General features: G+C 43.7%; 16 protein-coding genes and 1 other RNA gene. 5 read left to right on the forward strand and 12 right to left on the reverse strand.

The features are described from left to right. Window positions 1-57: 57 nt before the first annotated feature. From dusA to rsmI, 4 genes are all read right to left on the reverse strand, one after another. Window positions 58-1,077 carry a tRNA dihydrouridine(20/20a) synthase DusA gene (gene dusA, locus DS891_RS17445; RefSeq protein ID WP_174170490.1) on the reverse strand — a complete coding sequence of 340 codons (1,020 nt, stop codon included), beginning with the start codon at window positions 1,075-1,077 and terminating at the stop codon, window positions 58-60. Between the two features lie 264 nt (window positions 1,078-1,341). Continuing rightward, window positions 1,342-2,817, reverse strand: a complete 1,476-nt coding sequence (locus DS891_RS17450; RefSeq protein ID WP_174170491.1) for a serine hydrolase — start codon at window positions 2,815-2,817, stop codon at window positions 1,342-1,344. A 238-nt stretch (window positions 2,818-3,055) separates the two neighbouring features. After that, window positions 3,056-3,426: RNase P RNA component class A (rnpB, locus tag DS891_RS17455), an RNA gene on the reverse strand. Window positions 3,427-3,480: 54 nt separating this feature from the next. Next, window positions 3,481-4,341, reverse strand: a complete 861-nt coding sequence (gene rsmI, locus DS891_RS17460) for a 16S rRNA (cytidine(1402)-2'-O)-methyltransferase (RefSeq protein WP_174170492.1) — start codon at window positions 4,339-4,341, stop codon at window positions 3,481-3,483. Window positions 4,342-4,401: 60 nt separating this feature from the next. Between rsmI and DS891_RS17465 the strand changes: the two genes are divergently transcribed. The 4 genes from DS891_RS17465 to dolP are packed head-to-tail and all read left to right on the forward strand — an operon-like array spanning window position 4,402 to window position 7,815. After that, on the forward strand, window positions 4,402-6,288 hold the full coding sequence (locus DS891_RS17465) for a penicillin-binding protein activator (RefSeq protein ID WP_174170493.1): 1,887 nt from the start codon (window positions 4,402-4,404) through the stop codon (window positions 6,286-6,288). Window positions 6,289-6,297: 9 nt separating this feature from the next. Continuing rightward, on the forward strand, window positions 6,298-6,663 hold the full coding sequence (locus DS891_RS17470; RefSeq protein ID WP_174170494.1) for a YraN family protein: 366 nt from the start codon (window positions 6,298-6,300) through the stop codon (window positions 6,661-6,663). A gap of 1 nt (window position 6,664) precedes the next feature. Beyond that, a complete protein-coding gene (locus tag DS891_RS17475) occupies window positions 6,665-7,252 on the forward strand; it encodes an SIS domain-containing protein (protein WP_010605919.1) in 588 nt (195 codons plus the stop codon). Continuing rightward, complete coding sequence (gene dolP, locus DS891_RS17480; RefSeq protein WP_017219053.1) at window positions 7,249-7,815, forward strand: division/outer membrane stress-associated lipid-binding lipoprotein; 567 nt, start codon at window positions 7,249-7,251, stop codon at window positions 7,813-7,815. Before DS891_RS17475 ends, dolP begins: the two co-directional genes overlap by 4 nt. A 37-nt stretch (window positions 7,816-7,852) precedes the next feature. On the opposite strand, the gene DS891_RS17485 is transcribed toward dolP, so the two are convergent. The 8 genes from DS891_RS17485 to zapE all read right to left on the reverse strand — a co-directional run bounded on the left by DS891_RS17485 (window position 7,853) and on the right by zapE (window position 14,415). Beyond that, the gene (locus DS891_RS17485) at window positions 7,853-8,278 is read right to left on the reverse strand and encodes a ClpXP protease specificity-enhancing factor (RefSeq protein ID WP_010605921.1); all 426 of its coding nucleotides are present in this window, start codon (window positions 8,276-8,278) and stop codon (window positions 7,853-7,855) included. Continuing rightward, entirely contained in the window at window positions 8,278-8,904 is a 627-nt protein-coding gene (gene sspA, locus DS891_RS17490) for a stringent starvation protein SspA (protein ID WP_010605922.1), read from the reverse strand. Before sspA ends, DS891_RS17485 begins: the two co-directional genes overlap by 1 nt. 96 nt (window positions 8,905-9,000) lie before the next feature. Next, window positions 9,001-9,738 carry a cytochrome c1 gene (locus DS891_RS17495; RefSeq protein WP_029215832.1) on the reverse strand — a complete coding sequence of 246 codons (738 nt, stop codon included), beginning with the start codon at window positions 9,736-9,738 and terminating at the stop codon, window positions 9,001-9,003. Further along, a complete protein-coding gene (locus DS891_RS17500) occupies window positions 9,735-11,036 on the reverse strand; it encodes a cytochrome b N-terminal domain-containing protein (protein WP_017219050.1) in 1,302 nt (433 codons plus the stop codon). Before DS891_RS17500 ends, DS891_RS17495 begins: the two co-directional genes overlap by 4 nt. Further along, window positions 11,036-11,626, reverse strand: a complete 591-nt coding sequence (gene petA, locus DS891_RS17505; RefSeq protein ID WP_010376697.1) for a ubiquinol-cytochrome c reductase iron-sulfur subunit — start codon at window positions 11,624-11,626, stop codon at window positions 11,036-11,038. The genes DS891_RS17500 and petA overlap by 1 nt, the downstream gene beginning before the upstream one ends. A 516-nt stretch (window positions 11,627-12,142) precedes the next feature. Then, window positions 12,143-12,535, reverse strand: a complete 393-nt coding sequence (gene rpsI / locus DS891_RS17510) for a 30S ribosomal protein S9 (RefSeq protein ID WP_161796706.1) — start codon at window positions 12,533-12,535, stop codon at window positions 12,143-12,145. 8 nt (window positions 12,536-12,543) lie between these two features. Beyond that, the gene (gene rplM, locus DS891_RS17515) at window positions 12,544-12,972 is read right to left on the reverse strand and encodes a 50S ribosomal protein L13 (protein WP_010376694.1); all 429 of its coding nucleotides are present in this window, start codon (window positions 12,970-12,972) and stop codon (window positions 12,544-12,546) included. Window positions 12,973-13,326: 354 nt separating this feature from the next. Beyond that, entirely contained in the window at window positions 13,327-14,415 is a 1,089-nt protein-coding gene (gene zapE, locus DS891_RS17520; protein WP_174170495.1) for a cell division protein ZapE, read from the reverse strand. A gap of 123 nt (window positions 14,416-14,538) precedes the next feature. On the opposite strand from zapE, the gene DS891_RS17525 reads away from it, so the two are divergent. Next, window positions 14,539-14,994 (forward strand): YhcB family protein, encoded by a 456-nt coding sequence (locus tag DS891_RS17525; protein ID WP_010376689.1) that lies wholly within the window; start codon window positions 14,539-14,541, stop codon window positions 14,992-14,994. The last annotated feature ends 254 nt before the right edge of the window (window positions 14,995-15,248 follow it).

Below are 15,248 nucleotides of genomic sequence, written 5' to 3' on the forward strand. Positions count from 1 at the left end.
ATAGTGAAAAAGACGATAAAATCGTCTTTTTCACACATAGGATTGGAGCAATATATTTTACACTTCAGGTACAAAAGACAGCGCCTTTTCCATCACTTCAATACCAGCCTCTTTTTTGTGACCGTTTTCTGATAAGTGACGACGGAAACCTCTCGCACCGGGCTGATTTTGAAAAATACCCAACATGTGACGCGCAATATGCCAAAAGTTTGCACCATTCGACATTTCACTTTCAAAGTAGTCATACATGCTTCTTACGACTTGATGGCGAGTTTGCGTAAACGCAGCTTCGCCATATAGCAGCTCATCAACCTGCGACAACATAAACGGGTTGCTATAAGCCTCACGGCCAACCATTACGCCGTCAAGGTGAGCCAAATGATGCTGACATTCCTCAAGAGTTTTAACACCACCATTAATACTGATATGCAGATCTGGATAGTCTTTCTTTAATTGATAAACACGAGGATAATCTAATGGTGGGATCTCACGGTTTTCTTTCGGGCTTAAGCCTTGCAACCATGCTTTACGGGCATGAATGATAAAGTCATCACAGCCCACCGCCTGCGAGGCTTCAATCAACGCCGTAAGAAACTCATAAGAGTCTTGTTCATCAATACCAATGCGCGTTTTTACCGTTACCGGAATATTCACTTCTGCCTTCATCGCCGCCACACAATCAGCAACGAGCTGAGGCTCAGCCATTAAACATGCCCCAAAGCGACCATTTTGCACGCGATCTGACGGGCAACCTACATTTAGGTTTACCTCACTGTAGCCATATTCCTCAGCACGCTTAGCACACTCTGCCAACGCCTTAGGATCAGAGCCACCCAACTGCAACGCCACTGGTAACTCATGCGCACCAAACGCCAAATAATCCCCTTTACCAAAAATAATCGCACCTGTAGTGATCATCTCAGTATAAAGCACCGCATGTTTAGTCAACTTACGGTGAAAGGTTCTGCAATGTCGATCAGTCCAATCCAGCATGGGTGCAACGCTAAAGCGGCGAAAGGCATCAACACAGTGGTTAGGTGTTTGTGGCTCAAAGGGTGGAGTAGGTTGTTGGCTCATGGTATGACTTTCTCAATCAGGTTTACTATCAATGGCCTGTACTAGTTATGTCTATAGCAGTACATAGCTCAAATAGGTGATTGCGTAGTATACCGCAGCTTCTAATACTTCGTTAAGTATAGACAGCGATTTATTGCCAATAGTAAATAACCAGAGCTTCGGATAATTTCTTATCCAAACCTCAGGTTAAATACCAAAAAGCCGCAAGTAATTGAACTTGCGGCTTTCGATTTGTTTAGGTTGCCTTCACAGTCTTATGGTGAGTTAAAGATACTCCTTCACTACCGCTACTTTATTTTTTGCGAACTGACTGTTTGGGTTTATCGCAAGTAACTGCTGATAGTGCGCCAGTGCTTTCGCATATTGCTTGTTTAACTCATACGCTTGCGCGATGCTGTTATGGTAATATGGCTGCTCGTTATTTTGTGTCAGCGCAAATTTAAAGATTTCGATACCATTATTAACTTGGCCATCTTCAACAAGCTTATTGCCCCACTCCACCAAGATCTCTAAATCATACATTACACCGGTATCTTGCTGCGCTTTTGCAAACGTAGTCGCGAAGTCGGCAAAGCCATGTTTATCTGTAAGCTGCTTTAAGTATGCCATTGGCTGATAAGCCTTTTGCTTACTAGCGTCGTTAAAGTTGGGAATATAGTAAGCGGCAATATCATCAACAAACTCAATGGGTAATCCACCCAGCAGGTTAGTAAGCACAATCACCGAAACCTTGTCTTCAGGGTAGGTGATCACTGTAGTCGCATTTCCACCGCTTGCGCTGATTGCAGGGTGATATTTACGCTGAATCACTTGCCAGCCCATTGCATAGCCATTTTCTTTGGTGTTAAAGGCTTCTGTACGCCCGTTATTCAGCTTAACAGGCGTCCATAGCATATCTAACTCTTTAACCAGCTCGCCTTGTTGTAGTGATACAACATAGTTAGCCAGCTCCGTTGCGGTTGAACTCATGCCCGCTGCGGTTCTCATCATATAAGGGAATTCACCGTAAAAGTTTTTGTAATTCCCCTCACCTAAATGAATATATTGGCGAGCCTGATTTGGCACCATAAGTTCAAGATAATCAAAACCTGCCTGCGCTGTCTTTGGCATATTGGCACGTGCTAACTGCATCTTGGTAATAAAAGCAGGAAACCCTTCAGGTGCATATTTATCAATGATTTTACCCAAAATCACATAGCCGGTTTGGTTATAACTAAAACGCGAGTTAGGTGTAAATTGAAGAGGCTGCTTTTGCACAGCTTGCCATGAGGCTTCCACATCGTTCGGTACAATGGTTTCTAGGGCATAATTTGATGCCAGGATCGGCGGCAAACCTGTGGTATGACCCATTAATTGGTTAATTTTGAGTTGCTGCCAAGCCTTTGGTAAATCGGGTAAGTGCTTACCAATTTCATCGTCAATGTTTAGATAACCTTGCTCAGCGAGCTGTACAATCGCAACACCGGTAAACGCCTTTGTCATCGAATTAATCGGAAATAACGTCTGCTCAGTCACAGGCACTTGATGCTGTAAGTCTGCAAAACCATAACTTCCTTGCTTAATGATTTTATCGTCTTTAACCACGGCCAACTGTAAGCCCGGAATATGCCTTTCTTTCATGAGGGTTTTGATCAGCTTGTCTACCGACTCAGCCTTCACTATGGATGAAAATAATGCCGACCATAAAAGCGTGCCAAGCCATAACAGGGTTGATAGTAAAACTTTGTTGTTCTTGTACATGATAGTTCCATTACTCATTTTCGTTTGAGAGATGGCTCTATCTTTCCAAGTATTGTACCAACCATAAAAGTTATTTCTTATCAGTCACTTAAATGAATTCAACGAGAAAACACTGGTGAATAAATTAACGAAAAGTGGTGAGATATACAAATAAATGGCGTTTTTAACAAGGTAATCGTGAGGTGATAAAGTGGGAGTCTCAAGCGTAAACATCTCATGTAGGGATGTTTACGCTTGAGGTGTGAGTCAGCCTATAAGCCGGGTTCTGTTCACTCCCGAAGGAGATCGATAATCATTCGTCTAGGCCTAGGATCGCTCCTAGGCTCGAGCAACCTACCCGGTTCCGATGCGGGCCACACCATAAGGAACCCTATTTGGTCTTGCTCCGGGTGGAGTTTACCTTGCAACCAACTGTTACCAGTGGCCCGGTGCGCTCTTACCGCACCCTTTCACCCTTACCGGTCCCGAAGGACTTAGGCGGTCTTCTCTCTGCTGCACTTGTCGTAGGCTCACGCCCCCCAGCCGTTAGCTGGCACCCTGCCCATTGGAGCCCGGACTTTCCTCCCCCTGATCATTTTCGTCACAGGCAGCGATTATCCGGCTGACTCAGGCGGGCGATTATACGCACTTTAATGCAATAACGCACGCGATAAATTGCGTGTATTACGCTTTTCGCTCAGCAATGATAGCCTTATACAAGGCGTTCTTTTTTAGCCCTAAATATTCAGCTGCCACGCCGCAGGCCTTCTTCAATGGCATTTCAGGCTCTAGTAACTCAATCAGCTTTTTCGCTTCTGGCGTTAATGCTTGTTCATCTCTTTGTTCACCGGGTAGCATCAACACCAGCTCACCTTTTTGCTTTTCAGGCGTTGCGGTTAAAAACTCAATGAGCTCGATAACCGTGCCACTGAAAAAGGTTTCGTAGGTTTTGGTCAGTTCTTTAGCAAAAACGACTTGTTGTGTTTCGCCCAGCGCGATTTTCATATCTTCTAGACTCGCCATAATGCGGTGGGTGCTTTCGTACAAGATACTGGTGATGCCAGAGGCGACTGCATCTTTAAAAAATTGCTGACGCGCTTGGCTTTTTGCTGGTGAAAATCCCACGAATTGGAATTTATCTGTTGGTAAGCCTGAACAACTCACGGCAGCAATGGCGGCACACGCGCCAGGAACGGGAGTAACGGTAGCACCCGCTTCACGGCACAGGTTTACCACAGCATAGCCTGGATCGCTGATAAGCGGCGTACCCGCATCAGACACTAGCGCGATGTCTTTGCCTTCGTTTAACCAATCTAAAATTTGCTGCGCTTTTTGCTTCTCGTTGTGATCATGCAGTGCAAAAGTTTTTGCTTTAATGCTAAAGTGGCTCAATAATTTACCGGTGTGGCGCGTATCTTCGGCAGCGATTAAATCGACCTGACTTAACACTTTCAGTGCACGTTCACTGATGTCATCTAAATTACCTATTGGTGTCGCTACAATATGTAGGGTGCCGATTTTGTTTTCGTTGTGAAGATTAGCCATTGAGCTCTCCAATATCAGTCAGTAAGATATCCACTCAGTCGTGAAAAAGAAGGTTTGCCTGTGCAGTTTAAAAAGATAGCGCTTTTAGTTGCCATATTGTCGGGGTTATCCGCTTGTAGTACAAGTACAAATGTCACCAAATCCCCTCAAGAAACTAAAACAACTAAAGCCGTTAGCCAATCGGATGACAATGCCGCGTCGTTATTTGCAAAGGCGCAGAGTAAAGAAGGCGTTGCCAAAATCCAATTGCTATATGCAGCCAGAGACGCTGCTATCTTAGAAAAAGACTGGCAAATGTTAGAGCAAATTGGTTTAGCGATGGAAGCTAAAGCCAGTGTTGATCATATTCAAAACAAATTATACATCGCATATGCTCGCAAAGAATTATCGCAGTATGCCAATGCGTTAGCCATCCTAAACACGCTAGAGGGGCGACTCAACACCCCTGAACACCAAGCTTGGTATGAGTATTTACTGGGTAGTATTTATGCCTCGCAACAATTACCAAAAAAAGCGTTGGTTGAATACTTTAAAGCGGCCGATATTGCCAATGAACATAACTTAGCGGTGGCCGGGTTACACGAAGAGATTTGGCTCGCGCTACAACAGCTATCAAGTTACGCTCTAGAGCGCTTTGATTCTGGCTCTGTTTTACAACGTGGTTGGGTAACACTGGCTAAATATCAACAAATTTATTTGGGTTCGAGCGTCCAGCTCGACCAAGCCATGAATAATTGGCGTCGTCGTTTTACTAATCACCCTGCGGTTGCTTTGCTGCCTAAAGATTTACAAGGCGCTGTTGCGCTCGAACCTTACCAAGTTAAAAGACTTGCGGTGTTATTACCACAATCTGGTGCGAGCGAGCGACTCGGTACAGCGCTTAAAAATGGTTTCTTGGCTGCCACTGACGAAGGGACGATTGAAAAAGTCTTCTTCATTGATGAAATGGCATCCGAGTCTGAAATCGTAACGCAACTTGCTGAGGCAAATGTCGATTTTGTCATTGGTCCATTATTAAAATCCAACGTTGAAAAACTACTCGCAGATAAAGGTTTTGCGGCTTACCCAACTTTGTTTTTAAATGCACGCGAAACGCTTACGCCTAGCAGTAGTGAACAGTACTTTTTTGCGCTTAATCCTGAGCATGAAGTCGAGCAAGCAATGAAGCACTTTCTTGCTAAAGGCTATAAAAAACCCATGTTACTGGCTCCAGCGAATGCCTCTGGTAAGCGTTTAATTGAGTATTTTGATCAAGGTTGGAAACGCTACAGTGAGACCGCACCAGAAGTAGGTTATTACACTAATAGTAAAAATATGGCGGATGTCATCACCGATATTTTAGAGGTGGACGCTTCAAAGTCACGCACTAGCGTCATCAAAAGTCTATTTCGCAAAGAGGTCAAAAGCGAAACACGCTCTAGACGCGACATTGATGCCATCTATATTTTAGGTGATGCAATGGAAACTCGACTGCTCAAACCTTATTTAGACGTCAATGTCAGTACATTTGCCGACAGGATCCCTTTATATGCCAGCTCTCGCAGCTATAGTAAACAAATTGATGTTACTGATAAGGGCGATTTAGAAGGACTTTATTTTACCGAGCAACCTTGGATGCTACCGGGTGCCGTTGAAAAAGCACCGCTTCGAGATGCCTATCAATCTTTATGGCCTGAGCAGGCCGACTTAGAGCAGCGCTTGTTTGCAATGGCATATGACGCCACAAATTTAGTCCCCGAGCTGCGCCAACTGGCTTGGCTTTCGGGAAAAAGTTTTGATGGCTTAACCGGCCAGCTCAGCATCCGCGGTGGCAGTGACGTAGTACGAAAGCTCAGTTGGGCACAGTATCATAATAAACAAATTCGTTTGGTGAGCTTGGATGAACAGCCCCCACTACCATTATTTATGCAACAAGAGAAACCTGTGGGAGACTCTTTGATCAGATAGGATATCTGGATGTTTAAAGGACTATTTAGCAACACACGGAGTAAGGGCGAGCATTTTGAGTTGATTGCGGAGCAATTCTTGATAAGACAAGGATTAACCCCCGTCACCAGAAACTATCTCTGTAAATACGGAGAGATAGATCTCATTATGCGAGAGTCGCAAACCTTAGTGTTTATTGAAGTAAAGTATCGCGATAGCAGTCACTTTGGTGGCGCAATTAACGCACTATCAAAAACTAAGCTTCAAAGATTAAAGCGTAGTATTTATAATTATTTAGCACAGCAAAATTTGCATAACACGCAACTTAGAGTCGACTTTGTTGCCATTCAAGGGGCCGATCCCCCTGAAATAAACTGGATTAGAAATATTTTTTAGCATGCAAGAATCTATAAAGTCTATATTTACAGAGTCAATTCAAGCGCAGATAGCGGCAGGCGAAGTATTGCCTAAAGCATTAGAAACCGCAGCTATGACTATGGCTCAGAGCCTGATCAATGGCAATAAAATCATCTGCTGCGGCGCGCCAAGTAATCATATGTTGGCGCACCACTTCGCAACCATCTTAAGCAACTTTTACGAAACCGAACGCCCGTGTCTGCCCGCGATTGCACTAACGAATGAGCAATATAATTTGGCGTCACCAGAAAATGGTAAAGCCAGAGAGCGCTTTGCCAAGCAAATACGCGCATTCGCGCAGCAAGGAGACTTGCTGGTGGCGTATGCCATAAACGGGCAAGAAAAGACGGTTATTGGCGCAGTGGAAGCAGCCCTGACTAGAGATATGAAAGTCATCGCGTTAGTTGGCGATGATGGTGGTGAAATCACCGGCCTATTGGGCCCACAGGACGTAGAGATCCGGATCCCAAGTAAACGCCCAAGCCGGATAATCGAGTCACAACTATTCAATACTCACTGTTTAAGTGAGCTAATCGACGCAATTTTATTCCCTCAGGACGAAGTATGATGATGAGAATAACCTCTTTACTTGCCGCCATCTTGTTACTACAAGGGTGTGCTGCTGCGGTAGTTGCTGGTACAGCCGGTGCGGTGTCTGCTGCAAATGATAGACGCACTATCGGTGCACAAATTGACGATAACAATATCGAGATTAAAGGTACGCTTGCCATCAAAGAGATTAAGCGCCTTGCAGATCATGCCAATATCACGCTGGTGAGTGTTAATGGCGTAGTATTAATGATTGGTCAGGTCACTAATCAAGAAATGAAAACGGAAGCTGAGCGTGCGCTACAGAACGTTGCTGGGATTAAGCAAGTACATAATCAGTTGAGAATAAGCTCAAACATCGGCATCACGACGCAAACACATGATACGTGGCTGACCTCCAAAGTTAAAACCAAACTGCTGGCGGCCGACGAAGTCAATGGCGCAAATATTAAGGTAGTTACTGAAAATGCCGAAGTGTTCTTAATGGGCTTAGTCTCCAAACAAGAAGCAAACTCAGCCGTAGAAATCGCCAGAAATATTAATGGTGTCAAACGTGTGATTAAAGCCTTTGAGTACATCTAAACAATAGCCATAAAAAAACCTGCATCCGCAGGTTTTTTTATTTTATCACTCGAAGGTGAGAACCTTTTTTCTTTTCAGGTTCCGGCTTAGTCTCTGGCGATTGTGAGACTTCCGTCTCTTCTACCAAATCAAACTCTTCATCTTCAAAGATTTCTTCTTCAGGTGTAAATACCGTGCCTTCACCATTTTCTCTTGCATAGATAGCCAATACCGCACCGTTTGGCACATATACCTGCATCGGTTGACCACCAAACCGAGCGTTAAAGCTCAGCGCTTGATTGTCCATAGAGAAATTCGTCACAGCAGACGGGCTTACGTTCAACACAATTTGCCCTTCTTGCACAAATTGTGTTGGAACCTGTACCGAGGGAAAGTCTGCGTTCACCACTAAATGCGGTGTACATTCGTTATCAACAATCCACTCGTAAAACGCGCGTAGTAAGTAAGGACGATTAGACGTCATTACGATCTGATCTCACGCTCTGCATCCGTTAGCGATGCTTGGAATGAGTCACGCTCAAATAAACGCAGCATGTATTCTTTTAGCTCTTTGCTACCAGCACCATTCAGCTCAATACCAAGCTGTGGTAAACGCCAAAGTAGTGGAGCTAAATAACAATCAACTAAGCTGAACTCTTCACTCATGAAATAAGGTGCTTCATTGAAGATAGGTGCTACAGCTAGTAGTGCTTCGGTTAACTCTTTACGAGCTTGTACAGCTTCATCACCACCCGCAGAGACCTTTTCAGCAAGTGAATACCAGTCAGTTTCAATGCGGTGCATCATTAAACGACTACGACCACGCATTACTGGATATACAGGCATCAGAGGAGGATGCGGGAAGCGCTCGTCTAGATACTCCATAATGATATTCGCTTGGTACAAGCCAAGCTCACGATCGATTAGCGTAGGAACAGTGCCATACGGGTTAATCTCGTGTAGAGCTTCTGGTAAGTTGTCCTTTTCAGCCTGGTGAATATCAACACTTACACCTTTCTCAGCAAGTACGATACGTACCTGGTGACTGTACATACAGTTTGACCCAGAAAAAAGTGTCATTACAGGGCGCTTATTGGCAGCAACGGCCATGCCTACCTCCATTAAAAAACTAAAAGTAATTAAATCACTTTAAACAGCAAAAGGGGCGAACGCCCCTATTGCAAAAATCACCTTTGAATATTCAAATTAATGAACATCTCTCCAGTATTCTTTCTTCAAGAAGAATGCCAGGATGAAGAAGATAACTAAGAAACCAATAACCTTAATACCAATAGCTTCTGACTCTAGGCGAGAAGGCTCACCTACATAAGCTAAAAAGTTTGTAAGGTCACGTGCTGCTTGGTCATATTCATCAACACTCATCTCACCGGTACCATCTGTTTCAGTGCCGACAACTTTAGTCACTGTGTGACCGTGTTCTTCCACTTCTTCAGTGATCGGTGTTGGCAAGCCTTGTAACTCTTGTAGTACGTGAGGCATACCGACCAATGGGAAAACAACGTTGTTCACACCAAATGGGCGAGACTCATCTTTATAGAATGACTTCAAGTAAGTATAGATGTAGTCCGGAGACTTAACACGAGAGATAAGTGTTAAGTCCGGTGGCGCAGCACCAAACCATTTTGCAGCATCATCTTTAGCCATAGAGTTTTTAATATGGCTACCTACTTTTGAACCATCGAAAATAAGCGTTTCTTGACCAATTTCAGTTGGAATACCGATGTCACGGAAAGTACGCTCATAACGCTGATATTGCATTTGGTGACAGCCAAGGCAGTAGTTCATAAATAACTTAGCGCCGCGCTGTAAAGATGCTTTATCAGTTAAGTCATTATTTGCTTCCATCAAAGGCACTGATGGGCCCGCTGCCATCGATAACGTTGGCAACAATGCGAATAAACCGATTACTAGCTTTTTCATCATTTCGTCAACCTCGTTGGTAGTGGCTTCGTCTTCTCGTTTTTACTGTAGAAGAATAGCAACACGAAGAACATAAAATAAGTTACTGTCGTGATTTGCGACAATAGCGTTTTAAAGTCAGTTTGCGGTGTTGCACCAATCCAACCAAGGATAACGAATGTGACAACAAACTGAGCAATGTTCAACTTATGGAAACCACAACGGTAGCGAATTGAACGAACCGAACCACGGTCAATCCAAGGCAGTAGTGCCAATGCTACGATTGAAGCGCCCATTGCTAGTACACCAATTAGCTTGTCAGGGATAGCACGAAGGATTGCGTAGAATGGCGTAAAATACCAAACTGGGAAAATGTGCTCTGGCGTTTTCAGCGGGTTTGCAGCTTCAAAGTTTGGCGCTTCAAGGAAGAAACCGTTCATTTCTGGTGCAAAGAATACAATTGCGCAGAAGAAAATTAAGAAGCCAGCAACACCTAAGACATCTTTTACTGTGTAGTAAGGGTGGAATGGAATTGCATCCACAATATCTTTTTTATCAGTGTAGTATTCATGGAATTTAAATTTAGGTTTGTCTTCCTCAGCTACAGAGCCTTTCTTGCGCTTGATCTCAACACCGTCAGGGTTGTTTGAGCCTACTTCGTGCAGTGCAACAATATGAAGGAATACTAAGATAACCAGTACTAATGGTAGTGCAATAACGTGTAGTGCAAAGAAGCGGTTAAGCGTTGCACCAGAAATAACGTAGTCACCACGGATCCAAAGTGTTAAGTCATCACCAATTACCGGGATTGCACCGAATAATGAAATGATTACCTGAGCACCCCAGAAAGACATCTGACCCCATGGTAATAAGTAACCCATGAAGGCTTCAGCCATTAGTGCTAGGAAGATAAACATACCGAACAACCACAGTAGTTCACGTGGCTTTTGATAAGAACCGTAGATCATACCGCGGAACATGTGAAGATAGACCACGATAAAGAATGCGGATGCGCCGGTAGAGTGTAGGTATCGTAATAACCAACCGTATTCAACATCACGCATGATGTATTCTACGGATGCAAACGCACCTTCAGCAGAAGGTACAAAGTTCATAGTTAGCCAGATACCCGTTACAATCTGGTTTACCAGTACTAAAATGGCGAGTGAACCAAACAAGTACCAGAAGTTAAAGTTTTTTGGCGCTGGGTATTGAGCAATGTGCATATTCCAGACGCGAGTCATCGGAATACGAGCATCGATCCAATCAACAACTTTGCCCACAACGCCCGTATTTGCTGCTTTATCTACATTAACAGACATTATGCAACCCCTTCTTCTTCACCTACCAAAATGGTAGTGTCGTCAATAAAGGTATACGGAGGGATCTCTAAGTTTAGTGGTGCAGGTACGTTTTGGAATACGCGCCCCGCCATATCAAACTTCGAACCGTGACAAGGACAGAAGAAACCACTATCAGTGCCTTCTACTTTTTCACCAAAGCTTCCGTTAAGGAAAGATGGTGAACATCCTAAGTGAGTACAAATCCCAACCGCGACGAAAAGCTCAGGTCGCTTAGAACGGAAACCGTTCTGCGCAGATGCCAACTGCTGTGGCTCTTCAGAGTTAGGATCACGAAGTTGGTCTTCGTGTTGCTTCATTTGTTCTAGCATTTTTGGTGTACGATTAACAATCCAAACTGGTTTGCCTCGCCACTCAACACGAATAAGTTGTCCAGACTCAAGTTTGCTGATATCTACTTCTACAGGCGCACCTGCAGATTTAGCTCGCTCACTTGGATTCCAGGACGCAATAAAAGGAACAGCAGCTCCAACCGCACCAACGCCACCTACAACAGAGGTAGCGATAGTTAAAAAGCGACGTCGGCTGTTGTCTACAGGCGCATTGCTCATCCACTTATCTCCACTTGATTCCCAACACTTGCTATATTGAGAACATCAGTTACAGCAGGTTAATTTAAGAAATTACAAAATAGACGCGATCATAAATAAATACCTTGATTAAAACAAGGTTATTCCAGATCCATGCCCGAATAAACCCGCAGAAAATCATCTATGATTACTTCGAGCATGAAACCGAGTATTTATGATATCGCATCTGACACAACAATATACTGACTAAGATCAACCCCCCGACTAAGGATACGCACCAAATCGCGTGACTGGATCTCAGGCCTTTCTACTTGCTTCGCCAATTGTAGCAAAAAAAACCGCCAAGTTACCGCTCGAATTGCACTAATTATTATATTTATTGAACTTTTTTAACTCGACGCGATATTTTTGAGCAAATAAGTAGGACAAAACGAATTAGATACCTCGTAAATACGAGAGATTGATGTGCACATAGGAGATGCTAAAAACAAAAAACCCAGCATAAGCTGGGTTTTTGAATTCTTGAAACGTAATAAATTAACGCTTAGAGAACTGTGTCTTCTTACGTGCTTTCTTAAGACCAACTTTCTTACGCTCAACTTTACGAGCATCGCGAGTAACAAAGCCAGCTTTACGTAGAGCTGGACGTAGAGACTCGTCAAACTCCATTAGTGCACGTGTGATACCGTGACGGATAGCACCCGCTTGACCAGTTGTACCACCACCTGCAACAGTGATGTATAGGTCAAACTTTTCTGTCATTTCAACTAGCTCTAAAGGCTGACGAACAACCATGCGAGAAGTTTCACGACCGAAGAACTCTTCTAAAGAGCGCTTATTGATTACGATGTTGCCAGTGCCTGGGCGTAGGAATACGCGAGCACTTGAACTTTTACGACGACCTGTACCGTAGTATTGATTTGCCATGATAGTGCTCCTTAAATGTCTAGAACCTGAGGCTGCTGCGCAGCGTGGTTGTGCTCGTTACCAGCGTAAACTTTAAGTTTACGGAACATTTCACGACCTAGAGGACCGCGAGGTAACATGCCTTTAACCGCTTTCTCGATGATCATTTCAGGCTTTTTAGCTTGAAGTTTCTCAAAGTTGATAGACTTAAGGCCACCTGGGTAACCAGAGTGAGCATAGTACATTTTGTCCTGAGTTTTGTTACCAGTTACAGTAACTTTCTCAGCGTTGATTACGATGATGTAGTCACCAGTGTCAACGTGTGGAGTATACTCAGCTTTGTGCTTACCGCGAAGGCGACGAGCGATTTCAGTAGCGATGCGACCTAAAGTTTTACCTTCAGCGTCAACTACGTACCAGTCACGTTTTACAGTTTCTGGTTTAGCAACAAACGTTTTCATTATAAAAATCCAAAGTTTTCAATTTTAAAACCACAGGCAGTCCTTGGACTACCGCTCTACTTGTATTTGCTTTAACCCCTTCGAGTTTAAGACTTTTATGCCGCTCAAGTCAGTGGCTAAGCCGACGAGGGCAATAGAACGCAACGTGGCAGGCCGCGGATTATAGCAAGCCTTCTGGGTGAAAACCAGCGCTTGGTGCTTTTTTCTACAAGAAAATCTGAAGAATTTCGAAAAAAATAGAAAAGGCAAAAAATCCAACGAAATGACGACGTGTGCGTGACAAGGACTCGTTCAAATAAGATGTTTACAAACACCCACACCGAACGAGTCCTCTTAACAAAAAAGTAATTGCCGTTAGGCTAAATGCTCTTTTGCTAAATATTCATGGGATTGCATTTCTTGCAAGCGGCTAATGCAGCGTTTGAACTCAAAATTCAATGTACCTTCGGTATAAAGTTCAGTAATCGGCGCTGCAGCCGAGATGATAAGCGTTACATTACGCTCATAAAACTCATCGACAAGCGCAATAAAACGCCTTGCCGCATCATCGTTTTGCTGACCCATTTGCTTCACATTAGATAGGATCACTGTGTTATATAAACGACTGATCTCCATGTAATCCACTTGCGAGCGAGCGGTTTCACATAGCGCTGGGAAATCAAACATAACAATACAATCAGACACTATTCGGGTTTGGATCATCCGACCTTCAATCTCAATAGCTTGCCCAGCTTTACCCGGCTCCGGAGAGAGTTTGTTAAAGTAGTCGAATAAGTTTTCATCCGCTTGTTTATCAAGTGGGCTGTGAAAAATTTCCGCTTGTTCCAACGTGCGTAAGCGATAGTCAATACCTGAGTCCACATTAACGACCTCAGTATTGGCTTTTACCAATTCAATGGCGGGTAAGAATCGCGCGCGCTGCAAGCCATTTTTATACAAATCGTCTGGCACAATATTCGATGTGGCCACTAACACGATACCGCGCGCAAACAGCGCCTGCATTAATCCACCCAGTAACATGGCATCAGTGATGTCTTGAACGAAAAATTCATCGAAGCAGATAATGTCAGTTTCAGATTTGAACGTATCAGCGATGCTTTCCAGAGGATCTTTCACTTCATTAAGCTTTTTCAGCTCAGCGTGAACACGATGCATAAAGCGGTGAAAATGCACCCGCATTTTGCGCTCCGTCGGCAACGCATCGTAAAAGGTATCAACCAGATAAGTTTTACCACGCCCTACTCCACCCCAAAAGTATAACCCTTTCACTTTTGACGGCTCAGCTTTACTAAACAAGCGCGAGAGAAAGTTTTGTTTGACTGGGGGCTGATTGATAAGGTCGTCATACAATCGCTGTAAATGCTTTACGGCATTTTCTTGCGCGCTGTCATATTGAAAATCATCACGTTGTAGATCTTGCTGATATTTTTCCCAAGGCGTCATCGACTTAAATATTTTTTTACGATTTGTTTGTAGGTTATATTAACACGACTGTATTCACAGCGTATATTTAACTCTAACAGAGTTTTAATTTTATTTGCCGTTGAGGCACACAGGGAGAAACCTATGACTACCGTTACTTGGCTTGGATTACTGATCATTGTTGCCATTGCTGCATTCTTTTTAGGTGGCTTTGTAACGAAAAAGCAGTTCAAACACGACGAACTGGAAGTGCAAGCACAACAAGCTAAACATGACCTTGAGCAATATCGTCAAGACGTATCAGATCACCTAGCTAGCACCAAAAAACTAGTAAATAAAATGCAGGATAGCTATCAACAGCTGCTTACCCATGTGGAAGAAACCAACCAACTACTGACACAGGATCGCCCATCTCATCCTGCGGATCCTTTTTTCTCGAAAGAAACCACAGAACAACTACAAGCTTCTCTTCAAGCACGCCCAGAGAGAAGACGTAAACAAGACCCAAGTTTTGAGGCACCACCAAGTGACTATGCCGAAGGTGAAACTGGGTTATTTTCTGGTCAAAAAAAAGAAAGTGAGCAAATTAAAGCCTCTTGATGAAACTTTTTGTTGACCCCATAGTCTTTAAAAGAAGTTATTGATTCTAGGGCCTATTGATCTTTCGAGTTTGCTTTTGCAGCAGTTTGATTGGTATTTATACAAGGCAGAGCCTGTGTAGCATAGTTTTTCTATGTAAGTCAGGCGATAACACAGTAGAAATGCCAATCAAGCGCTGCCCTTTGGGTTCCCCTGAGTGCGCTTTGTTCATTGTTGCTCAACTTTTGCTTAGATTACTAGGCGGCAAGTCGAGC

The sequence above is a fragment of the Pseudoalteromonas sp. JC28 genome, assembly GCF_013319255.1.
Taxonomy (GTDB): Bacteria; Pseudomonadota; Gammaproteobacteria; order Enterobacterales; family Alteromonadaceae; genus Pseudoalteromonas.